The organism is Nitratireductor sp. (assembly GCF_017794765.1).
Classification (GTDB): domain Bacteria; phylum Pseudomonadota; class Alphaproteobacteria; order Rhizobiales; family Rhizobiaceae; genus Nitratireductor.
In genome coordinates, this window is record NZ_CP051236.1 from 564,796 (window position 1) to 585,396 (window position 20,601).

Here is a 20,601-nt window from a genome sequence, read left to right on the forward strand (position 1 = left end):
GAAGTCAGCGGACGGTCTCACCGCGAAACAGCCGCTCGGGAACAGACTGGGGATCAGGTGGCGCACCGTCCCCTTCGTTGAGGGCCAGTTGCATGAAGACCGTGTCGAGCCAGCGGCCGTGTTTGAAACCGCTGCCATGAAGAACGCCGGCATCGCGGAAACCCGCGGCCCGATGCAGCTTCACCGAAGCGCTTTCTTCCGAACCATCCCCGATAACCGCAACGATCTGGCGAAATCCGCGTTGCTCGCACGCTGCAATCAGCGTCTGGAGCAAACGCCGCCCAATGCCACGCCCCTGTGCCTCCGGTGCCAGGTAAACCGAATCCTCGACCATGAACCGATAGGCCCGCCGCGGGCGAAACGGCCCTGCATATGCGTATCCGAGAACGCCACTTCCATCTTCCGCAACGATATAGGGATAGCCGCTGCGAATGAGCGCCTCCATGCGCTCAAGCATTTCTGCCTCGCCTGGCGGTTCGAGCTCATAACTTGCCGTTCCCTCGGTCACGGCTTGCGCGTAGATGCGGGCAATGGCTGAGACGTCGTGCGGGCTTGCGGGGCGAATGGCGGGTTTCATGAAAGCTCGAAGATCGTTCTGGAATGACGCAAAAAGGGCGGCCCGAAAGCCGCCCTTTAATAGCACTGTTTCAGGCCCCGTGCGCACTACTCGCGATTGCCGAGGAACTGCAGCAGGAACATGAACAGGTTGATGAAGTCGAGATAGAGACGCAGCGCACCCATGATCGCCTTGCGACCGGAAACGGTGGCGTCGTCACCCTCGTAATACATCTCCTTGATCTGCTGGGTGTCGTAGGCTGTGAGGCCCGCAAACACCAGAACGCCGATCACCGAAATGGCGAACTGCAGCGCCGAAGAGCCGAGGAAGATGTTCACGATCGAGGCAATGATGATGCCGATCAGACCCATGAACAGGAACGACCCCATGCCCGAAAGGTCACGCCTGGTCGTATAACCCCAGAGCGACAGTGCGCCGAACGAAGCGGCGGTGATGAAGAAGGTGCGGACAATGCTCTCGCCGGTGAACACCAGGAAGATCGTCGACAGGGAGAGACCCACCAGGGCTGAATAGACCCAGAAGGTCGTCTGCGCCGCTCCGACGCTCATGTTCTGAATGCGGAAGCTCAGGAAGAACACCAGCGCAAGCGGTGCGAGAATGACAACCCAGCGGAAGGCGCTGGCATAGATGAGCTGGCCGAAAGCCGTCAGTTGGCCGTCGGCAATGGCAAGGTTGAATGCGCCAAAGGCTGCAAGGCCGGTGATTGCCAGGCCGAGCGCCATAAGGTTATAGACGCGAATCATGTAGGCGCGCAGGCCCTCGTCGATGGCCGCGTCCGCGCGCACGCCGGGCGTTGCGCGGGCCTGATAGTTACGAAGGTCAGCCATAATTACCCCTTTCTGGCTTAAATCCCGTCCGGTGACGGCCAAAAGGCCGTGCGCCGCTGGCGGGATACCAGCATGCGTAGATCAAATATGATGTCAGTTTGTGTTCAGGACAAGACCTCTCCGCATCGGAAAAGCACCTGCGGCAACAGTTCGCGGGCGAAATCGCGCCTCTCGACGCAGAAGGTTAACGGCTAATCAAGCTCACAGATTGCGCAAAACCGGTGCCGCCTTGTGTCCAAGAACCCGCCAGGTACCGATCAACCCGAACCCGACCGTCAACACCAGTGCCACCGCCACCGTGGTCAGCGCAACCTCTGGAAGAAAGCTGGAAGGCAATCCCATGACCTTTGCCACCACAAACCACGCCGCGACTCCACCGGCAAGCAATGCGAACACCGCAGTCGCAAGACCGATCAGCAGATATTCAAGCGAGAAGGCCGCAATCAGCGTCCGACGTGTCGCGCCCAGAGTTTTCAGAACGACCGCATCGTGAACCCGCGCCCGATTGCCTGCCGCCAGCGCACCGGAAAGCACCAGCACTGAAGCAATCAACGCAACGGCCGCAGCGGCGCGGATGGCTGTGGCCAACTGCTCGACAAGCCGGTTCACCACATCGAGTGCATCTTTCACCCGGACGGTGGTCACCGTGGGGAAGTTGCGGGTTACGGCGTTCAGAATCTGCGACTCGTCGGCCTGTGTAGCGTCAGCATCCGTCAATGTCGCCAGCCACGCGTGTGGTGCCCCGGAAAAAGTGTTGGGTGAAAACACCATCACGAAATTGATGGCAAGCGTTTCCCATTCCACGGCGCGGAAATTGGCAATTCTGGCCGTGACCTCGCGCCCGAGGACGTTGACGGTGATCGTGTCACCGATCTTCAGGCCAAGCTCTCCACCTTCTTCCGCCGTGAAGGACACAAGCGGCTCTCCCTCATAATCCGCCGGCCACCATTCACCCTGCGTGAGCGTGGAGTTCTCGGGTGCGTTGCGGGCATAGGTGATGCCGCGATCTCCGCGCAGCACCCAGCCACCCTCCGGGGGAATCTCCATGTCCCGGACATTGATATCGTTGAGCGCCGTGATCCGTCCACGCAGCATTGGCACCTGGATCAGCTTGCCGCCAGGCGCTTCCCGGTTGACCAGATCAGAGAAGGCTTCCACCTCGCCACTCTGGATGTCTACAAAGAAGAAGTTCGGAGCGACTTCCGGCAAATTGCCTGTGATCTGGCGGCGCAGATTCCCGTCGATCAGCGCCAGCGTGGCAAGCAATGTCAGACCGAGACCCAGCGAAAGCACCACGGAGGGAGTCAGCGCGCCGGGGCGGTGGATATTGCCCAGCGCCAGACGCATTGGCGTGGATGCAACGCGCGGACTGCGACGCGCGAGCCATTCGATGCCAAGCGCCACGACCCTTAAAACGATAAACGCGAACACGGTCGCACCAACGAAAATTGCCGCCATGCGCCGATCGTCGGAGAACCAGATGGCAAAACCCGCCAGGCCGGCGGCGATGGCAACCGAGAGTGCGATATAGATCGGACGTGGCCAGCCGCGGCCATCCACGCCCATTTCGCGAAACAGCGCCGTCGCCGGCACATCACGAGCGCGGCCGAGAGGCATCAGCGCGAACACAAGCGTGATCATGACGCCGAACAGTGCAGCCACCAGAAGAGCCGCAGGATAGATCCCCCCCGTGGCAGGAACCGGCAGGACACTTGCCAGGACCGCTGATGCGCCGAACGGCATCAGGGCGCCGATCACAAGGCCGGCCAGAATGCCGATAGCGGCAATCATCATTATCTGCACGAGGTAGACGGTGAAGACGAACCCTCCGGAAGCGCCCAGGCTCTTGAAGGTCGCGATCACGGCGCGCTTGCTGTCCAGATAGGCGCGCACCGCATTGGCGACACCCACGCCGCCCACGACAAGAGCCGTCAGACCCACCAGGGTCAGAAACTGCGAAAACCGTTCGATATTGCGAGATAACGCGGGGGCGGCATTGCTGCGGGTGCGGATGCTCCACCCGGCCTCCGGGAACGCAGCCATCGCTCGCGCCTGTACAGCCTCCAGCGTACCCGCATCATCACCAAGCCGCACCTTGTAAACATGCTCGACGAGACTGCCTGGCTGAACAAGCCCGGTAGCTTCAAGCGCATCCAGCGAAATCATCAGCCGCGGTGCAAAGCCGAACCCGTCGGAAACGGCATCCGGCTCGCTGACGAGAACGGCGCGAAGTTCGATCGTTGCACCGCCCAGCATGATGCGGTCGCCAATGCCAAGGCCCAGTCGTTCAAAGAGCAATTCCGGTGCCGCCGCCCCATAGGCACCATTGATTTTTTCAAAGAGCGCGTCATGCGAGAGCTGCGGCTCCGTCACCCGCTCCCCATAGAGCGGATAGAGCGCATCGACGGCCTTCACCTCCACCAGTGTCTGATCCGAACCGTCAGGAAGCCGGGCCATGGAGCGCATGTTCGCGCTCTCGGCCACATCGCCCAACCCTGAAAGAAACGCTTGCTCCGCATCGCTGCTGCGCCTCTGGTTCAGTTCGAACCGCAGGTCGGCGGCCAGTAACGACTGGCCCTCCGCTTCCACGGCCCCGGTAATCGCGGTGGCAACCGAATTGACACCGCCAATGGCGCCAACGCCCAGCGCAATGCAGGCCAGAAAGATGAAAAATCCCGAGAGCCCGCCCCGCATCTCGCGTAGCGAAAAACGGAACGCCAGACCGAGCATGCGGCCGAAACTCATCTCCGCGGGCCTCATGCCATTGCGGCCTTGTCCAGGGCGGGGTGCTGCTCTATGCGGCCGGAGCGCATTGCCACCTGGCGCTCACAGCGTGCTGCGAGGGCAGGATCGTGCGTAACAAGCACCAACGATGTGCCACGCTCCTTTGCCTTGGCGAAAAGCATGTCGGAAATTTGCCTGCCGGTCGCCTGGTCGAGATTGCCGGTTGGCTCATCGGCGATCAGGATGGCCGGTCCCGGTGCCAGCGCGCGGGCTATGGCCACGCGCTGCTGCTCACCGCCCGAGAGCTCGCCCGGATAATGCGTCAGACGCTGTGAGAGACCCACGGCAGCCAGTTCTTCCTCGGCTGCACCAAAGGGATCGGAATGGCCCGCCAGTTCCAGCGGCACAGCGACGTTCTCCAGCGCCGTCATGTTGGGGATAAGATGGAAGGACTGGAAAACAATGCCGATGGAGCGGCCACGAAAGGCGGCAATCGCATCTTCGCTCAGCGCGTTGATCTGTGTTCCGCCGACGCGCACAATGCCGTCATCCACACGCTCCAGCCCTGCGATCACCATCAGGAGCGTCGATTTTCCCGAACCCGAGGGGCCGACGATTGCCGTAGAGCGCCCACGCTCTACGGAGAGGCTCACGCCTTTGAGAACATGCACGGAGGACGCGCCCTCCCCCAGTGTCAGAGACACGTTCTCAAGTTCGATCACGGCTTCTGTCACGGAAAAGACATCCTATATTGGGAAGAGATGACGCTGGAATCGCACCAATGCACGGTTTTGGCAAATATGGGTTATCCCGCATGGCATTCAAATTTTTTCGTCCTTTCGGCCAGTTCACAAAAATTTCATCGGCTGCTGCGGCGCTTGTCCTGATGCTTTCCGTGAGTGTAACCGCGCGTGCTGAAACCATCCGGATTGTTGGCTTCGGCGACAGTCTGATGGCGGGCTACAATCTCGGGCCGGGCGAGGGTTTCCCCGAACAGCTCGAAGACGCGCTCAGGGCCGAGGGCTATGATGTCGCCATCGCCAATGCAGGTGTTTCCGGCGATACGACGAGCGGTGGGCTTTCCCGCCTTGAATGGTCTGTTCCCGAAGAGGCGGATATTGTGCTTCTGGAGCTCGGTGCGAATGACATGCTGCGCGGCATTTCGCCCGCCTCCACCGAGCAGAATCTCGACCGGATGATCGCCATGCTGAAGGAACGCGGCCAGCAAGTGATCCTGGCTGGCATGCTGGCTGCACCCAATCTCGGCGAGGACTATGCCGCCGCCTTCAATCCGCTCTATGAACGGCTGGCCAATAAGCACGGGATCCACCTCATTCCGTTCTTTCTTGACGGCGTGGCCGCCGAACCGTCTCTGCTTCTGGAAGACGGTATGCATCCGAATGCCCAGGGCATTGCACGTATGGTGGAGCGTATTCTGCCCACCTTCCGCACAGTCCTCGATGAGCGATCCGAAGAAGGCGCGTAAAACCTGATAAAGAAACCGCTTGCTCACAGTGGCAATCGATGATTCGCTGTACTCGACACTGCGATTCGAGGAGGTTGCCATGCCGCGACTTTTCACCGCCCTCGAGATCCCGCGTGACGCCGCCTTGTCGTTGTCACTTCTGCGCGGGGGCCTCCCAGGAGCTCGTTGGATCGATGTCGAAAACTATCATCTGACATTGCGGTTCTTCGGTGACGTGGAAGGTCACACGGCGGACGAGATTGCCAATGCACTTGACAGGATTCGGCGCCCCAGCTTCACGATGAAGCTTTCCGGTGTCGGGGCTTTCGGGCAGAAGAAACCCCACTCCATCTGGGCTGGTGTGTCCGCCTCCCCAGACCTGCACGCATTACAGGGAGAAATAGACGGCATCTGCCGGCGGTTACGCCTGCCACCGGATCCCCGGAAGTTCACGCCACACGTCACCCTGGCCCGCCTGAAAAATTCCAGTCCGCACGACGTGGCAAGCTATCTTTCCGCTCGCGGGAATTTTGCTTCTGTGCCCTTCTCTGTCGGCCGCTTCGTGCTGATGTCGTCGCGCGCTTCCTTTGGTGGCGGACCATACATCATCGAGGAAGCCTGGCCTCTGGTGGGCGCTGAATATGATCGTCAGTCGAATTTCGACAGCAGCGCTTCAGAAGCCTCGCGGATCATCTGGTAAACCGACGCAAAGCCGTCCTCACCGCCGTAATAGGGATCGGGAATGTCGACCATGCGACCGTTGGCATAATCGAGAAAGAGGTGAATCTTTCCTGACACGCCTCGGGTGGCGCGCTCGCGCAGCGTTTGCACATTGTTGCGATCCATACCCAAAAGCAGATCGTAGCGGTTGAAGTCCGCCGCTTCCACCTGCCGTGCCCGTTGGTGAGAGATATCGACCCCGAACCTGCGTGCGATATCGACCGAACGCGGGTCAGGTGGGTTGCCCACGTGCCACGCACCGGTTCCAGCTGAGCCGACCAGGAAATCCGCCCCTCGCCCCCGCTCCACCGCGACACTGCGAAAGACCCCCTCTGCGAGCGGAGAGCGACAGATATTGCCAAGGCAGACGAAGAGAATCGAGATACGAGGCTTTGCGTTCATGGCGGGTGCGCTATCATCCAGATGAAGATGCCAACAGGCGATACCATGGAGAGACGCGATGGCAAGGGCAAAGCTCGATCCGGCTGCGCTGGAACAGGCGCTCAAGACACTCGACGGGTGGGATCTGGGGGAAGATGGGGACTCCATCGAGCGGCGCTTCATCTTCACCGATTTTTCCGAAGCATTCGCGTTCATGACGCGTTCGGCGCTCATGGCCGAAAAATTGAACCATCATCCAGACTGGTCGAATGTCTACAAGACCGTCGATGTCAGTCTTTCCACGCATGATGCAGGCGGGGTAACTGAACTCGATCTCAAGCTCGCCATGGCAATGAATCGTTTCGCCAGGAGCTGATCTTGCTCGGATTCCGTCCAAATATTGAATTTCGATGGCTGATTCCCACATCTTGGTCAGCAGGAGCACACCATGGACGATGTGAAAATCGGCGAAATTCTGGAACCGGCCGGTCCCCGTGAAAACCGGGACCGCGAAGAGCGTGTGCGTGCCAAGTTCTGGCGCACGATAAAGAAGGCGGCCCGGCACGTGCCATTCATGGAAGAACTGGTGGCCGGCTATTATTGCGCGCTCGACAACGACACCCCGCCAAAGGTGCGCGGATTGCTGCTCGCTGCCCTCGCCTATTTTGTGCTTCCGCTCGACGTGGTGCCGGATTTTCTGCTTGGATTCGGCTTTACAGACGACATCGCCGTGCTGGCAGCCGCGCTTAACGCCGTACGCCACCATATCACGCCGGCCCACCGTCTCGCGGCCAGGAACGCCCTCACTGAAACCGCCCGCGAGCACTGACCAGTCAAATTCTTGCCTCTTTCATTCGTTTCAACCGCTAGTGAAGGGGTGTTCGGAAGTTGGCGCATTTGTTTTGCGGCAACGGATATCGGGGGTGAACGCATGAAGAATCCGTCGATTCGCTTCACGCTTTGGTAACCCAGATTAAATAAAAATGAAGTGATCTAGAGGGACCAGCCGGTCTCCAAACACTGGCAGAAAAAGACGGTCAAGACGATGCGCGTACTGATTTCGACACTGATGCTCATTTGCGGAATGGCGGCGGCAAGCCCCGCGCTGGCCCAGGCAACGGCGGTGGGACAGCATCGCGACTGGGGCGTCTACAGCTACCAGTCCGGAAACGGCAAGGTGTGCTACGCCATGAGCGTGCCAAAGGAAAAGCAGCCGGCCAGCCTCGACCATGGCGACATTTTCTTCTTCGTCAGCCAGAAGCCCGGTCAGAACGTGGCTTCGGAACCGCAGTTTATCGCAGCGTACAATTTCCAGACGAATTCCAAGGTGATTGTCACGGTGGGCAACAAAAGCTTCACCATGTTCACGCAGGGCAAATCCGCCTGGCTTGAGAACGCGGCTGAAGAGCCTCAGTTAATCGCAGCGATGAAGGGCGGTTCAGACATGAAGGTTGCTGCGAAATCTGGCCGCGGCAACGACACCAGCTACACCTTCTCTCTCAGCGGTGTCACGGCTGCGATCAACGCCACCCAGAACTGCAAATAGAGTTTGCAGAAGCCGGCTGTCGGCTGCGACAGGTGACGGCAGCCCTCAGGCGTGCTATGAGCGCGGCAGATGAAGGGCAGCCGCTGAATTCGAGATACGAATTCGCAAAGCGCTGCCCGCAACGCACTTCAAGAACGCCATGGCACTGACACTCGATCTATCGACGCCCGAGGGGCGCGCTGACCTGCGCCCCGCCACGAAAGCCGAGAAGCAATCGCTGATCGGCCTTTCGCGTGACGAACTGGCAGAAGCGCTGCTTTCACTGGGTGTGCCTGAGCGGCAGTCACGCATGCGCGTGCGCCAGCTTTGGCACTGGCTTTATGTGCGCGGCGTTTCCGACTTCTCGCAGATGTTCAACATCTCGAAGGATCTGCGGGCTCAGCTCGACGAGCGTTTTACAATCGCCCGCCCGGAAATCATCGAAGAGCAGATTTCGAAAGACGGTACCTGCAAGTGGCTGATGCGCTTTCCAGCGCGCGGCGCAGGCCGCCCGGTGGATGTGGAAACGGTTTACATTCCCGAGGAAGGCCGCGGCACACTTTGCATTTCCAGCCAGGTCGGCTGCACCCTGACCTGCACCTTCTGCCACACCGGTACGCAGAAGCTCGTGCGCAACCTGACGCCGGGCGAAATTCTCGACCAGCTTCTCGTGGCGCGGGATCGGCTTGGCGATTTCCCCGACGCAGACACGCCAGATGGCGCCATAGTGCCGGCAGAAGGCCGTAAGGTCACCAACATCGTCATGATGGGTATGGGTGAACCACTCTACAATTTCGAGAATGTGAAGCAGGCGCTTCTCATCGCCTCCGATGGCGAGGGCCTTTCGCTCTCGAAGCGCCGCATCACATTGTCCACCTCAGGCGTGGTTCCGGAGATCTATCGCACCGGCGAGGAAATCGGTGTCATGCTCGCGATTTCGCTACACGCAGTACGCGACGAACTGCGCAACGAGCTGGTGCCGATCAACAAAAAATATCCGCTGAAAGAGCTGCTCGACGCCTGCCGCGCCTATCCCGGGCTGTCAAACGCGCGGCGTATCACGTTTGAGTATGTGATGCTGAAGGGTGTCAACGATTCGCTCGACGATGCCCGTGAGCTGGTGCGGCTTCTGAAAGGCATTCCCGCCAAGATCAACCTGATCCCCTTCAACCCATGGCCCGGCAGCGACTATGAATGCTCCGACTGGGAGCAGATTGAGGAGTTTGCGGACCTGGTCAACAAGGCCGGATACGCCTCGCCCATCCGCACCCCGCGCGGGCGCGATATCCTGGCAGCCTGCGGTCAGCTCAAATCCGCATCGGAGCGGATGAAGAAGGCTGACCGGCTGAAGCTGGAAGCCATGATGATCGCCGGCCACGGCGAATAGGGCAACTCTGGCTCACCGCGCCTGAGCGGTCAGGATTTTCAGCGCAAAGGCCGAGAAAACGCCGGCGAAAAGATAGTCGACCACGCGGGTGACACGCGGACTCTTCTTCAGAAGCTTGGAAAAACTGTCTGCCGCGATCACCATCGGCGCGACGATTGGCAGCGCCAGCGGAATGAACAGAAGGCCGAGAAAGAAGAGCTTGCCAGGTGCGTGCGGATCGCTGGCGGACACGAACTGCGGCAGAAAAGTCATGAAGAACAGGATAATCTTCGGGTTCAGAAGATTGATGCCGAGCCCCGTGGCCCAGTTCTTCAGGAGCGACCGCCCCGCCCCACCCTTCTTTTCCGGCGAGAAGGCGGAGCCCTTGCGGATCGCCTGGATGGCCAGCCAGATCAGATAGCCCGCACCGAACACCTTGAGCGCAAGGAAGGCCTCTGGCGAAGCCACGATCAGCGCTGAGAGCCCCAGCGCCACAAGCGCCGTGTGGATCATGATCCCGGTCATCGCGCCGAACATGCAGGCGAAGCCGGCCGCCCTGCCCTGGCTCAGCGCCCGACCGACGAACAGCGTCATGTCCGGACCCGGCGTGATCGAAATCACGAAGGTGGCGAGGGCAAACTGGAGAATGGTGGCGAAATCGGGAATGAAGGTCATGGAAGTGCTTCCGGCACGATGTTGATCCGCCGGAAGCTAACGCAGGATCAAAGCTCACGCCAGCGGCATGATTGGGAGGCCGCTGGTTCAGGATCAGATCGTTTCCGTCACCTTCTTGAGCTTGTCCGGTGTGTCCGGATTGAGCCCACGCTCGCGCGCGACCCGCTCGATCAGGCGATAATAACCCACGAGCGAGACAAGCGGGTCCAGCTGGCCATGGCCGGTGGATGGCGTTTTTATGGTGCGTTCACCCAGATCACACGATGAGAAGCTCGCAATCTGTGCACCAAAGCCGCGCAGCTTTTCGAGCGATTGCGCGCTTGAAGCCATCGCTGCATCCTCCGGTACAAAGGCAAGAATGGGAAAGCCCTGATCGACAAGCTGCATCGGCCCATGCATCAGTTCGGCGAGAGAGAAGGCTTCGGCATGAAGCTGGGCCGTTTCCTTTGCTTTCAAAGCCGCTTCAAGCGCAATGGCAAAGCCCGGACCGCGACCGGCGGTATAGACGGATGCTGCACTCGTCAGGAGCGGCAGCGCCGGCTCCCAGTTTACATCGCAGGCGGCGGCTAGCGCTTCCGGAAGGCGGGCAAGCGCATTTTTGAGCGCGCCATTGCCCGACGCTGCCTGCGTAACACCGGCAAGCGCCGCGGCAGACGCGATGAAACTCTTCGTCGCCGCCACGCTCCGCTCCGGTCCGGCATGGATTGGCAACACGATGTCGGCCGCCTTCGCAAGCGGACTGTCGGCAACATTGACCACGGCCAGCGTAACCGCGCCGCCCTTCTTGGCCGAGGCCTGAGCGGCGACGATATCAGGGCTCCCGCCGGACTGGGAAATCGTGATGTGAAGCGCGCGCTCGAGCTTCAGCGACGCGTCATAGACCGATGCCACCGAGGGGCCGATGGAGGCCACGGGAATGCCCGTATGAATCTCGAACAGATATTTGAAGAAGCTCGCGGCATGGTCGGATGAACCGCGCGCCGACATGCTCACCACCGCAGGGGCGCGCTCGGCAATCACCCGAGCCAGTTCAGCGAAGGTTTGTGCTTCCTTGGAAAAAAGCCGGTCGACAGCTTCGGCAGCCTCAGCGGTTTCCTGAAACATCAGGGATGGCGTATCGGTCATTTCGGTCTTTCCGTGGTTGAAACTTGGATGTGAGATCTTTCAGCCCAGCGTCGCAATTGTTCGATGCAGATCGTCGCTGTTGCGATCGAGCGCGGCTCGCGCTTCCTCGGGCGAGAGCCCCCGCACCACGAGAACCGCCGGCTTTACATGAAAGTTGGTTTTCTCGAGCGCGGTGCGCGCCGACGCTTCATCACACCCCTCCACCTGCATGAGCATTTCGACGGCGCGACGCACCAGCTTCTTGTTCGATGGCTTCATATCCACCATGCGGCCGCGATAGACCTTGCCAAGCCGCATCATGACCGCTGTGGAGAAGAGGTTGATCGCGATCTTCTGGCTCGTACCGGCCGCCATACGCGTGGAGCCGGCAAGCACCTCCGCTCCAGTCTCCAGGAGCACCCCGCAATCGGCCTTTTCGAGCAGTCCGCTACCGGGATTGTTGGCGATGCCGATGGTCAGCGCACCGCGCGCCTTCGCGGCCTCCATCGCCGCCAGTGTGTAGGGCGTGCTGCCGCTTGCGGCGAGCCCCACCACCACATCGAGAGGCCCGCAAGCAAGCGCATCAATCTCGTTTCGGCCCGCCACCTCATCATCTTCGGCGCTTTCGCGTGCTTCAGCCACGCTGATACTGCCGCCGGCCAGCAGAAAGAGACTGCGCTCCTCGGGCCATCCAAAGGTGGGGTAAAGCTCGACCGCATCCAGCATAGCAACGCGGCCCGAGGTACCGGCCCCAACATAGATAAGACGGCTGTCCGGGTTCGCGAGGCGCTGCGCCGCTGCTTCGACGGCTTGTTCCAGCGCCGGGAGAGCAGCGGTGACCGCATCCACCGCAGCGCGCTGGCCCGTAAGCATGGCACCCAGCATATCGACAGTCGAGAACCGCTCGATATCCCGATACGCCTGGCTTGCTGTTTCAGTTGAAGTTGTCATCGACGGCTCTCAGGTTGCAGGTTGCAGGTCGCCTGCCTGTTCTAGACCAATTTAATACCAAATAGCATATACAGTCTTTGCCGCAAAAATCCATTCCCGTCCCGAGAAAATCTTTCCTGCCATGATTTAGAGCTTTTTCAGCGGCATGACAGCGCACATCTCCTCCGTATTTCTTGCAAAGCTTGTTCATCCCATCCATAATTGGACTTATAAATAATATACCACTCTTTTCAGCGAGCGTGCCTGAACGATGACAGACGCCCTTTCGGGGACGAAGGAGGACTTTGGCACATTGCTCGCCCGGGAGATCCAGTCCGGTGCAGCAGACGCGACGCCGCGTTACATCCGGCTCGCCAACGCGCTGCGACAGATGGTGGAGAGCCTGGTTCTGGGTTCCGGCGCGGCTCTGCCATCGGAGCGCCTTCTGGCTGAGATGACGGGACTCTCGCGCGTCACCGTACGGCGTGGGATCGAGCTGCTGGTACGCGAAGGCGTACTGGAACAACGCCGGGGCTCAGGCACCTATGTCCTCGCCCCCATCGAACGCTTCGAGCAGCCGCTTGCGGCGATCACCAGCTTCACCGAGGACATGCTGTCCTACGGTCGCAAGCCCGAAACACGCTGGCTGGCGCGCGAATATGCCAGCCCTTCAGCACAGGAAGCCATGACGCTGGGGCTTTCGCCCGGCGATCGTGTTCTGCGCCTGCATCGCCTGCGGCTGGCCGATGCCCTGCCGCTTGCGGTCGAACTGGCAATCGTGCCAGCAGATGTTCTGCCGGATCTCTCATTGTTGGGTACCTCGCTTTATGAAGCGATGGCGTCCGCTGGCGCACGGCCGCACAAGGCGCTGCAGCGTATGCATGCCTGTGCCCTGCCGGAGTTCGAGGCCCGCCTTCTCGAAGCCGAGGCCGGAGAGCCAGCTCTTTTCCTGGAGCGGATATCCCGAACCGCTGCAGGACGGGTGGTCGAGTTCACCCGCTCCCACTTCAAGGGCGACCGGTTCGATTTTGTTGCCGAGCTTAACCTGCAGGGTGAGATTTAAGACGAGAGCCTAAAGGGATTCCAGGAAACGGATCAGATCGTCCCGATCCTGCTTTGCCATATTGACCACCCTGTCACGGGCTGCCTGCGCTTCCCCACCATGCCATAGAATGGCCTCAAGCAGCGTTCGCGCGCGACCGTCATGCAGGAACGTCGCCTCCTCGTTCACCGTCGCGGTAAGGCCGATCCCCCAAAGCGGCGGCGTGCGCCATTCATAGCCATCGGCAAGACCTTCCGTGCGCCCGTCAGCCAGGCCCTCACCCATGTCGTGCAGCAGCATGTCTGTATATGGCCAGATCAGCTGAAAACGCAGGGCCGGGTCCTCCACGTCACGCCGGGTCACGTATTTGGGACGGTGGCAGGTGGCACAGCCACTTTCGTAGAACACTTTTTTCCCGGCAAGCACCGAAGGATCATCCACGCCACGCCGAGCCGGAACCGCGAGATGGCGCGAATAGAACGTCACCAGGTTCAACAGGTCCTCGGGCACCTCCTCGGCGCCCAGTCGCTCCTGCGCACCATGCGGCAGGTCACGGCATTTGGCCTGCGCCTCGGTGCAGTCGCCCCAATGATCCGGCGCAAGCGGGGTCGAAAGTCCCATATCGCCGGAAAACGCGCCTGCCGTCTGTTCGGCGATGGTGGGCGCAATGGCCTTCCAGCCAAAGCGGCCAAGCTTCCATCGGCCCTCCGCGTCGCGCACCCTTGCGGCACGTCCGGAAATACCGTCGCCATCTTCATCGTCGGGGTCAGCCCAGGCGAGAATGTCGGCCTCGTGCACGCTTTCCAGAAGACCGAGCCCGATCATCGGCGGCGCGACGCGCGCCGACATCATCAGATCATCGCGCATCGGACCGAAGCCGGGGTCGACGACCCTGAGCGCCGGCTTGCGCAGTGTGACCGTCTCGCCCTCGGAAAGCGCCACAGGTAAATCCTCATAGGTGACCGCGACGCGCCCCTCCGGGTTGAGCCCGGCCACCGCATGGTCCTGAAGCTGCAACCCGTAGACAGGATCAGGCGCAGCCGGTAACCGGCCATCCGCAATCGCCGCTAGCTGATCCTTGTCGGCTGGTACGGACAGGCGCACCAGCAGTGACACCGCCGAATCCTCGGGCCTCGCCGGCGCATGACCGCGCCCATCCTTGATATGGCACGACTGGCAGGCCCGTGCGTTGAACAGCGGCCCCAGCCCGTCGGAGGCCTGCGTTGACGACGGCGAGGAAACCCAGTCCTTTCGGAAAAGACCGTTGCCGAGCAGGAAGCGCTCCAGCTCGGCAAATTCCAGATTGGCGGACGAATGGGAGAACGCATCCGCATTGATCAGTTTCGTCGACGTGGTCGCACCCGCCGACATGCGTTCGAAACGTTCCGCCTTGTCGAATGAAGACGTCGGTTGAGTAACGCTCTCGACCCTCTTGCGGTCCTTTTCATTCAGATCGTCGCGGAGACCTGAGAACTGTCCATCCGCATGGGCGCATAAGGCCACGAGAGCAAGAAGGCCGGTCAAAAGCGTGGCACGGACGGAAATGTTCATGAAAAAGGTCTTTATGGAAAACGCCGGGCCGACACGCGGCCCGGCGCAAAATTGGTCTTATTCGAATACGGCGTCGGGATTGTCCAGACTGTCGGAGCCTTCGAGTTCAATACCGGCCAGGTCGAGTGCGGCAATCACACGCTCCAGCGAACGCGTCTGATCGACAAGCCCGTCGATCGCGGCCTGCACGATTGCATTGCCTTCCTCGTTGCCCTGACCAATCATCTGGTCATAGGTTTCCCCACCCTCGGCGCGTTCCTTCATCGCCGTCATTGCCTGCAGTGTGGCGTCGAGCTTTGCCTTCACCTCTTCGGCAAGCCCCGGATCCTTCTCGGAGACCATGTCGGCGAGGCTCGGACCTTCTACCTTGGAGCCATCGACGCGCTCATAGGAGCCGAAATAGACATTCCGGATACCGACGAGATCATAATAGTGGCTGTTGTGCGTGTTGTCGGAGAAGCAGTCATGCTCTTCTTCCGGATCGTTTAGAAGCAGGCCAAGCTTCATGCGTTCACCGGCAAGTTCGCCATAGGAAAGCGAGCCGAGACCGGTCAGCATTGCCGTCAGACCCGCCTTTGGATCAGCCGTTACTTCAGCGCGTGCCTCACCATCGGTCTGCCAGTTTGCCACCATCTCCTCCAGGTCGGTAACCAGGAGGTCGGCAGCAGCCTGAAGATATTGTCCACGGCGGTCACAATTGTCACCGGTGCAGTTCTCCGCATCGAAATCGGTGTAGGGACGCGCTCCGGCACCCGCCTCTGTCCCGTTGAGGTCCTGCCCCCAGAGAAGGAACTCAATCGCGTGGTAGCCCGTTGCCACATTCGCCTCGATGCCACCAACCTCGTGAAGCGACTGGATAACCTCGGGAGTAATTTCGGAAACGTCGACTTCCGTACCCCCTGCGGTGACTTTGTCTTTGGCGACCACGTTGACCGTGTAGAACTCATTTGTGTCGGATTCGGTGCCATAGCTGGCGTCGACGTAGTCGATCAGCCCCTCGTCCAGCGGCCAGGCATTCACCTTGCCTTCCCACTCATCGACTATGGCATTGCCGAAGCGATAGGCTTCGCTCTGCTGGTAGGGGACGCGGGCCGCCAGCCAGGCCTCTCGGGCGGCAGCCATGGTCTCCCCGGACGGGCTTTCCACCAGTTTGCTCACCGCTTCGCGTAGAGCTTTCGCGGTCTCCAGGCTGTCCTCATAGGTGGCCAGCGCAATGTCGGCATAGGTGGAGACCACCTCCTGCGGCTCGGCAGCGACAGCCGGTGAGGCCATGATGGCCGCCAGTGCGGTACCGATGAGTAAACGACGCTTCATGTGACTTCCCCTCTCGTCCAATCCAGATCACCGGCGGCAGGAAAACGCGACCGGCCAGCGGCCGACGACCGCCACCAAATAATGTGGATTTAGATTATCAAGTTTATGAAGGCAAGCCCGCCACGGATTTTGGGACGCTATTCCATTGCCTTGACGGCTATGACTGCATTGGTCCCGCCGAACGCAAATCCGTTGCTGAGCGCCACTCTCACATTACGCTTACGCGCCGCATTCGGCGTTACGTCCAGATCGCAATCGGGATCGTTTTCCCGGTAACCGACAGTCGGCGGCACTATGCTATCCCGGATTGCCATCACGCAGGCAATCAGCTCAAGCGCGCCGGACGCGCCCAGGCAATGCGCATGCATCGACTTGGTGGACGACACGGAGAGTTTTGGCGCGTGCTTGCCAAACACACGCTTGATCGCCTCTGTCTCGATCTTGTCGTTGGCTTTGGTGCCAGTGCCATGCGCGTTGATGTAGTCCACATCGGCTGCCGAAAGGCCGGCCTCGTGCAGACACGCCTTCAGGGCGGAGACCGGGCCTTCCACGGTAGGAGCCACAATATCGGAAGCATCGGCCGACATGCCACCACCGGCAAGTTCGGCCAGAATGGTGGCACCGCGCGCCTGGGCGTGTTCCAGCGTTTCGAGCACCGCAATGCCAGCGCCCTCGCCGAGGACCAGACCATTGCGGTCTGCCGAGAATGGACGACAGGTCTCGGGCGCGAGAACCCGCAACGCTTCCCACCCCTTCAGAATACCATAAATGAGAGGTGCGTCAGAACCACCGGCAAGCATCACGTCGGCACGACCGAGCCTGATCTGATCGGCAGCGGCCAAAATCGCATGGTTGGATGAAGAACAGGCGGATGTAGCGCCGAAAACAGGGCCACGCAGACCAAGTGTCATGCTGACCTGTCCGGCCGCGGCCCCCGGCATCACGCGGGGAACGGTGAAAATACCGGTACGCGGCTTTCCTTCCAGGAGGATGGCACGATAGCTGTCTTCGATGGCTTCCCAGCCGCAAACTCCCGTGCCGACCACAGCACCCACGCGATGAGTGTTCCCGTCATCCACGATAAATCCGGACTGGGTTAGCGCCTCCCGCGCGGAAATTGCCGCAAGAAGGCTGAAACGGTCCATTGTCACAAGCCGCTTGCGGTCGATCCCATGGTCCGGCAATTCCTTGATTTCAGCGCCTATGCGCACTTTCAGTTCATGGAGCGGAGCCGTTGTAATCGGCCCTATAGCCTGTCGACCGGCCTGCATCGAAGACCAGATGGACGGGACGTCGGTTCCAAGCGCACAAATGCCGCCGATGCCGGTTATGACGATGCGCGGCGCTGTCATCTATTTCTTGGCATCCACCAGCTCGCGAACAGCGGCGACGATATCCTTCACCGTCTCCATGCTCTCCCAGGCTTCAGCGGTGTTCATCTCCACCTCGATATTGAATTCGTCTTCAACATCGAAAATGATCTCGGTAAGCTCAAGTGAATGAATGCCAAGATCAGCCAGCGGCGTATCGAGCGTGATGGTCTCGACATCGTCCTGTGCATGGGTCTTGATCTTTTCCAGGATCGTCCTGCCGATCTCATCGGTACTCAAACTGGCATCAGCATTCATGAAATATCTCCTCGGACCACTTTTGCGCTGGCTGGGATACCATGGGGCAAGGCGTCCGCGCTCTACTCTCAACAATTTGCAGCCATAAGAAACCAAAGCGCGGCGGGCGGCAAGTGTATGTGGTGCATATCCGCCGATGCCGCATAGTCAGTTTCCGCTGGCGCCACCCTTCACAAAGATGGTCACGCCACCGCGCTCAGCATATTCAAGGGCAACCACATCCCTGAGCTGGATCGAGCGTGAATCCACAGCGTGGAAAAAGAGCGCGCTGCCCTCGATCGCCTCACGCAGCATTGCGATCTCGTCCTTGTTCTCGGCAATAGCAGAAGCGATGCTGCTGTCTTTCTCTTCCAGATCGGGAAGGAAAACAATGTCAATCTCGTCAAGCGAAAAGGTTTTGCGCACCCGCTCGGCATTCTGGGCAGTGGCATCAATCGCCGCCAGGATCCGACTGCTCGCCGACTCCGCCTCCACCTCCTCGGTTTTCACTTCGGAACCGACGATTGCATCGATGGCTTCTTCCCGCTGCAATCCCTGTGCGAGAAGCGGTGACTGCAAGGCAACCGTCGTCGCGAATCCCAGGGCGATAATCAGGCGAAGCCTGGCATCGATCGTTGCCGGCCGATCAACAGTGCTCAAGTTCATCATTCAATCCCGTGTCCTCGTCGCGCAGAAAACATGTTCTGCCACGGAAGGCAACGGGCACACTGCGGCACGGGTTCCCTCAAAGCCAGCCTGGGTAATCGGAGACCAGAAGCCGATACGGATCTTCGTCTTCCTCGATGTCGGAAAACCGCGCAATCGGATCGGCAAAGATATTGTCTGTGATGTCATCGTTTACGGTTGAAACCTCACCGATCAGCACATCCTCCTTCTCGCCCCAGAACGCGTGCCAGACTCCAGGCAGGAGCGTAACGCTCTCTCCGGGCTGCAACCGCAGGACGCCGCCTGCGTCCACGCGGCGCATTACGCCGTCCGTGGGTACGCTAACCGGAGCCGTTCGATCGATGTTCCCACCGGCATCGGACGCAAAAAGCTCGATGCAGAGCGTGCCACCGCCACGATTGATGATGTCTTCGGCCTTGATGGCATGGGTGTGCATCGGCGCAAGCTGATCACGCCGGGAAATCATGATTTTCTCCGCATAGAGCATGCCGCGACCATGTTTCAGGTCGTCCTGATTGCCATTGCGCACCGTGAAGAGAAACAGGCCGCACCGATCGAAATCGCCGCGGCCATAGTCGGTAATGTCCCAGCCGAGTCTCGCATCGACAATGCCGCCGATCGACTCGCGTCTCTGCTTCATCTCATCGGGTGTCCAGTCCGCGAAGGGCGGCATCACATAGCCGAAGGAGCGGATGAACGCATCTCCTTCGCGCAAAATCTCATTGACTTTCGACCGTTTCACCGCCGCCTCCCTTTATGCGAACCGATTTAGATCGTTGGTTCGTATCGCAACCGGGACGCCGCGCCAAGGCGTTTGTTTTCTAGAACGCCTTGAAGGTCAAAGTGGTAAGCGAGCGGCGAATACCCGGCACGTTGGCGATGTTCTCGCTGACGAACTTGCCGATATCGACGCCATCATCGATATACACCTTCATGAGGAGGTCGTAATCGCCACTGGTCGAGTAAAGTTCGGAGGCGATTTCGCGCTTGTAGAGTTCATCGGCCACCTCATAGGTCTTGCCGGGCTTGCAGCGCAGTTGAACGAAGACAGGTCTCATAGGGGCTCCATGGAGCGGATTCTAAACAGGGTCCGGCCAGACTTGGCCTGCAGACTTACACTGTCAACAGACAGCGGACGATCTGATGATCGGAATCCGCGAGCCCGTCAATGACATCGAAATGATGGCGGTCGGGTTCTTCCACAGTCGCCGTGCTGGCACCAAGACCGATCCAGACATTTGCGAGCAGAGCGTTTTGGCGCAGGAACTCTCCCCGCTCCGCGGCTCCGACCCAGCAAGTCAGCCTGACGCCGGGCAAAGGAGCCAGCAAGGCCGGACTTTCGGCCTGCGCCTCTTCAGGCGTGATCTTCAGGTTCTCGTTCATGGCCGTGTTGATCATCGGACGCAGGTCATGCACCCCGGAAATTGACAGGACATGACGAAGCCGCGCCCGCACATCGGCGGGCAGGGGCGACGTCACGCATGCCATGCGTGACGCGAGATGACCGCCCGCCGAATGGCCAGTCAGGATCAGGGGGCCATCAACGCGTTCGGCCGCGGCGCGCACGGCATCACCGATTTCGCGCACAATGCCAGAGATCGAATTCTCGGGACACAGCGTGTAGGACGGCATGGCAACCGCATAGCCACTGTCCACCGCCCCGGCAGCCAGATGCGACCAGTAGCTTTTGTCGAGCTTCAGCCAGAAACCGCCATGGATGAAAACCACGAGACCGGCAGGCTTGCTTTCCGGTAGAAAAAGATCAAACCGATTGCGCGCGCCATCACCATAAGGAAGGTCGAGTTTGGCCCGCCCTGCAGCAGAAAGGGCATCTCGATAGGCTTGCGCGGGTTCGACCCAAACGCCAGGCCACTGGTCTCCTCGCGGAATGTTTGCTCCATTGGCATAAGCATCGTCCCAATCGATGACCTGATGATAGAACACGCGCGACCCCTCCCTCTGTCGATGTCGAAACACCCTGCTTGGCCTTGCCGGTGTATTCTGTCATCATCACACCGCGTCGTGTAGACTGCGTCCAGACCGGATATATTTCAACCTTAAAATTTCATACTTGAAATATCCTCTCTCCGGTGCAATGCTCCAAGC

Annotated in this window: 23 protein-coding genes; 7 read left to right on the plus strand and 16 right to left on the minus strand. The window is 60.0% G+C overall.

Going from position 1 to position 20,601, the window contains the following annotated elements; all coding sequences use genetic code 11:
- Positions 1–4: 4 nt before the first annotated feature.
- The 4 genes from HF949_RS02735 to HF949_RS02750 form a co-directional block, all read right to left on the minus strand.
- A complete protein-coding gene (locus tag HF949_RS02735; protein WP_292898184.1) occupies positions 5–577 on the minus strand; it encodes a GNAT family N-acetyltransferase in 573 nt (190 codons plus the stop codon).
- A gap of 86 nt (positions 578–663) precedes the next feature.
- A complete protein-coding gene (locus HF949_RS02740) occupies positions 664–1,404 on the minus strand; it encodes a Bax inhibitor-1/YccA family protein (RefSeq protein ID WP_292898185.1) in 741 nt (246 codons plus the stop codon).
- Positions 1,405–1,605: 201 nt separating this feature from the next.
- A complete protein-coding gene (locus HF949_RS02745) occupies positions 1,606–4,149 on the minus strand; it encodes an ABC transporter permease (RefSeq protein WP_292898186.1) in 2,544 nt (847 codons plus the stop codon).
- A gap of 11 nt (positions 4,150–4,160) precedes the next feature.
- Positions 4,161–4,862 carry an ABC transporter ATP-binding protein gene (locus tag HF949_RS02750; RefSeq protein ID WP_292898187.1) on the minus strand — a complete coding sequence of 234 codons (702 nt, stop codon included), beginning with the start codon at positions 4,860–4,862 and terminating at the stop codon, positions 4,161–4,163.
- Between the two features lie 80 nt (positions 4,863–4,942).
- On the opposite strand from HF949_RS02750, the gene HF949_RS02755 reads away from it, so the two are divergent.
- Together HF949_RS02755 and thpR are read left to right on the plus strand one after the other, a co-directional pair.
- Positions 4,943–5,614 carry an arylesterase gene (locus HF949_RS02755; RefSeq protein WP_292898188.1) on the plus strand — a complete coding sequence of 224 codons (672 nt, stop codon included), beginning with the start codon at positions 4,943–4,945 and terminating at the stop codon, positions 5,612–5,614.
- A 79-nt stretch (positions 5,615–5,693) separates the two neighbouring features.
- Positions 5,694–6,293 (plus strand): RNA 2',3'-cyclic phosphodiesterase, encoded by a 600-nt coding sequence (thpR, locus tag HF949_RS02760; RefSeq protein WP_292898189.1) that lies wholly within the window; start codon positions 5,694–5,696, stop codon positions 6,291–6,293.
- On the opposite strand, the gene HF949_RS02765 is transcribed toward thpR, so the two are convergent.
- The gene (locus tag HF949_RS02765; RefSeq protein ID WP_292898190.1) at positions 6,242–6,715 is read right to left on the minus strand and encodes a low molecular weight protein-tyrosine-phosphatase; all 474 of its coding nucleotides are present in this window, start codon (positions 6,713–6,715) and stop codon (positions 6,242–6,244) included. The genes thpR and HF949_RS02765 overlap by 52 nt on opposite strands.
- 58 nt (positions 6,716–6,773) lie before the next feature.
- Between HF949_RS02765 and HF949_RS02770 the strand changes: the two genes are divergently transcribed.
- From HF949_RS02770 to rlmN, 4 genes are all read left to right on the plus strand, one after another.
- Positions 6,774–7,070: a 4a-hydroxytetrahydrobiopterin dehydratase gene (locus tag HF949_RS02770; protein WP_292898191.1), complete on the plus strand. Its 297-nt coding sequence runs from the start codon at positions 6,774–6,776 to the stop codon at positions 7,068–7,070.
- 72 nt (positions 7,071–7,142) lie between these two features.
- Positions 7,143–7,523, plus strand: coding sequence for a YkvA family protein (locus HF949_RS02775; protein ID WP_292898192.1), 381 nt, complete (start codon positions 7,143–7,145; stop codon positions 7,521–7,523).
- Positions 7,524–7,739: 216 nt separating this feature from the next.
- The gene (locus HF949_RS02780) at positions 7,740–8,240 is read left to right on the plus strand and encodes an invasion associated locus B family protein (RefSeq protein ID WP_229449509.1); all 501 of its coding nucleotides are present in this window, start codon (positions 7,740–7,742) and stop codon (positions 8,238–8,240) included.
- 139 nt (positions 8,241–8,379) lie between these two features.
- The gene (rlmN, locus tag HF949_RS02785) at positions 8,380–9,606 is read left to right on the plus strand and encodes a 23S rRNA (adenine(2503)-C(2))-methyltransferase RlmN (protein WP_292898193.1); all 1,227 of its coding nucleotides are present in this window, start codon (positions 8,380–8,382) and stop codon (positions 9,604–9,606) included.
- A gap of 12 nt (positions 9,607–9,618) precedes the next feature.
- Here the strand turns inward: rlmN and HF949_RS02790 are convergent, their stop codons facing one another.
- The 3 genes from HF949_RS02790 to HF949_RS02800 all read right to left on the minus strand — a co-directional run bounded on the left by HF949_RS02790 (position 9,619) and on the right by HF949_RS02800 (position 12,315).
- A complete protein-coding gene (locus tag HF949_RS02790) occupies positions 9,619–10,260 on the minus strand; it encodes a LysE family translocator (RefSeq protein ID WP_065816817.1) in 642 nt (213 codons plus the stop codon).
- A 93-nt stretch (positions 10,261–10,353) separates the two neighbouring features.
- Positions 10,354–11,385 carry an SIS domain-containing protein gene (locus HF949_RS02795; protein WP_292898194.1) on the minus strand — a complete coding sequence of 344 codons (1,032 nt, stop codon included), beginning with the start codon at positions 11,383–11,385 and terminating at the stop codon, positions 10,354–10,356.
- A 39-nt stretch (positions 11,386–11,424) separates the two neighbouring features.
- Entirely contained in the window at positions 11,425–12,315 is an 891-nt protein-coding gene (locus HF949_RS02800) for an N-acetylmuramic acid 6-phosphate etherase (protein WP_292898195.1), read from the minus strand.
- Positions 12,316–12,565: 250 nt separating this feature from the next.
- On the opposite strand from HF949_RS02800, the gene HF949_RS02805 reads away from it, so the two are divergent.
- Positions 12,566–13,357 (plus strand): GntR family transcriptional regulator, encoded by a 792-nt coding sequence (locus HF949_RS02805; protein ID WP_292898196.1) that lies wholly within the window; start codon positions 12,566–12,568, stop codon positions 13,355–13,357.
- Positions 13,358–13,366: 9 nt separating this feature from the next.
- Here HF949_RS02805 and HF949_RS02810 read toward each other — a convergent pair whose 3' ends face one another.
- From HF949_RS02810 to HF949_RS02845, 8 genes are all read right to left on the minus strand, one after another.
- Positions 13,367–14,887, minus strand: a complete 1,521-nt coding sequence (locus HF949_RS02810; RefSeq protein WP_292898197.1) for a di-heme oxidoreductase family protein — start codon at positions 14,885–14,887, stop codon at positions 13,367–13,369.
- Positions 14,888–14,944: 57 nt separating this feature from the next.
- Complete coding sequence (locus HF949_RS02815; protein ID WP_292898198.1) at positions 14,945–16,201, minus strand: imelysin family protein; 1,257 nt, start codon at positions 16,199–16,201, stop codon at positions 14,945–14,947.
- 137 nt (positions 16,202–16,338) lie between these two features.
- Positions 16,339–17,553: a beta-ketoacyl-[acyl-carrier-protein] synthase family protein gene (locus HF949_RS02820; RefSeq protein ID WP_292898199.1), complete on the minus strand. Its 1,215-nt coding sequence runs from the start codon at positions 17,551–17,553 to the stop codon at positions 16,339–16,341.
- Complete coding sequence (locus tag HF949_RS02825) at positions 17,554–17,829, minus strand: acyl carrier protein (protein WP_292898200.1); 276 nt, start codon at positions 17,827–17,829, stop codon at positions 17,554–17,556. It lies immediately after the preceding gene.
- A gap of 147 nt (positions 17,830–17,976) precedes the next feature.
- Positions 17,977–18,477, minus strand: a complete 501-nt coding sequence (locus HF949_RS02830; protein WP_292898201.1) for a hypothetical protein — start codon at positions 18,475–18,477, stop codon at positions 17,977–17,979.
- Positions 18,478–18,553: 76 nt separating this feature from the next.
- The gene (locus HF949_RS02835; protein ID WP_292898202.1) at positions 18,554–19,237 is read right to left on the minus strand and encodes a D-lyxose/D-mannose family sugar isomerase; all 684 of its coding nucleotides are present in this window, start codon (positions 19,235–19,237) and stop codon (positions 18,554–18,556) included.
- Positions 19,238–19,316: 79 nt separating this feature from the next.
- Positions 19,317–19,553 carry an Lrp/AsnC ligand binding domain-containing protein gene (locus HF949_RS02840; RefSeq protein WP_007010700.1) on the minus strand — a complete coding sequence of 79 codons (237 nt, stop codon included), beginning with the start codon at positions 19,551–19,553 and terminating at the stop codon, positions 19,317–19,319.
- A gap of 55 nt (positions 19,554–19,608) precedes the next feature.
- Positions 19,609–20,439, minus strand: coding sequence for an alpha/beta hydrolase (locus HF949_RS02845; protein WP_292898203.1), 831 nt, complete (start codon positions 20,437–20,439; stop codon positions 19,609–19,611).
- Positions 20,440–20,601: the final 162 nt, after the last annotated feature.

What these genes read in the sequence shown, in the direction of transcription:
- HF949_RS02790 (WP_065816817.1), bottom strand. Translation starts at nt 10,260, where the DNA reads ATGACCTTCATTCCCGATTTCGCCACCATTCTCCAGTTTGCCCTCGCC.
- HF949_RS02805 (WP_292898196.1), top strand. Translation starts at nt 12,566, where the DNA reads ATGACAGACGCCCTTTCGGGGACGAAGGAGGACTTTGGCACATTGCTC.
- HF949_RS02765 (WP_292898190.1), bottom strand. Translation starts at nt 6,715, where the DNA reads ATGAACGCAAAGCCTCGTATCTCGATTCTCTTCGTCTGCCTTGGCAAT.
- rlmN (WP_292898193.1), top strand. Translation starts at nt 8,380, where the DNA reads ATGGCACTGACACTCGATCTATCGACGCCCGAGGGGCGCGCTGACCTG.
- thpR (WP_292898189.1), top strand. Translation starts at nt 5,694, where the DNA reads ATGCCGCGACTTTTCACCGCCCTCGAGATCCCGCGTGACGCCGCCTTG.
- HF949_RS02755 (WP_292898188.1), top strand. Translation starts at nt 4,943, where the DNA reads ATGGCATTCAAATTTTTTCGTCCTTTCGGCCAGTTCACAAAAATTTCA.
- HF949_RS02795 (WP_292898194.1), bottom strand. Translation starts at nt 11,385, where the DNA reads ATGACCGATACGCCATCCCTGATGTTTCAGGAAACCGCTGAGGCTGCC.
- HF949_RS02770 (WP_292898191.1), top strand. Translation starts at nt 6,774, where the DNA reads ATGGCAAGGGCAAAGCTCGATCCGGCTGCGCTGGAACAGGCGCTCAAG.
- HF949_RS02800 (WP_292898195.1), bottom strand. Translation starts at nt 12,315, where the DNA reads ATGACAACTTCAACTGAAACAGCAAGCCAGGCGTATCGGGATATCGAG.
- HF949_RS02780 (WP_229449509.1), top strand. Translation starts at nt 7,740, where the DNA reads ATGCGCGTACTGATTTCGACACTGATGCTCATTTGCGGAATGGCGGCG.
- HF949_RS02745 (WP_292898186.1), bottom strand. Translation starts at nt 4,149, where the DNA reads ATGAGTTTCGGCCGCATGCTCGGTCTGGCGTTCCGTTTTTCGCTACGC.
- HF949_RS02735 (WP_292898184.1), bottom strand. Translation starts at nt 577, where the DNA reads ATGAAACCCGCCATTCGCCCCGCAAGCCCGCACGACGTCTCAGCCATT.
- HF949_RS02820 (WP_292898199.1), bottom strand. Translation starts at nt 17,553, where the DNA reads ATGACAGCGCCGCGCATCGTCATAACCGGCATCGGCGGCATTTGTGCG.
- HF949_RS02810 (WP_292898197.1), bottom strand. Translation starts at nt 14,887, where the DNA reads ATGAACATTTCCGTCCGTGCCACGCTTTTGACCGGCCTTCTTGCTCTC.
- HF949_RS02830 (WP_292898201.1), bottom strand. Translation starts at nt 18,477, where the DNA reads ATGATGAACTTGAGCACTGTTGATCGGCCGGCAACGATCGATGCCAGG.
- HF949_RS02815 (WP_292898198.1), bottom strand. Translation starts at nt 16,201, where the DNA reads ATGAAGCGTCGTTTACTCATCGGTACCGCACTGGCGGCCATCATGGCC.
- HF949_RS02775 (WP_292898192.1), top strand. Translation starts at nt 7,143, where the DNA reads ATGGACGATGTGAAAATCGGCGAAATTCTGGAACCGGCCGGTCCCCGT.
- HF949_RS02740 (WP_292898185.1), bottom strand. Translation starts at nt 1,404, where the DNA reads ATGGCTGACCTTCGTAACTATCAGGCCCGCGCAACGCCCGGCGTGCGC.
- HF949_RS02840 (WP_007010700.1), bottom strand. Translation starts at nt 19,553, where the DNA reads ATGAGACCTGTCTTCGTTCAACTGCGCTGCAAGCCCGGCAAGACCTAT.
- HF949_RS02825 (WP_292898200.1), bottom strand. Translation starts at nt 17,829, where the DNA reads ATGAATGCTGATGCCAGTTTGAGTACCGATGAGATCGGCAGGACGATC.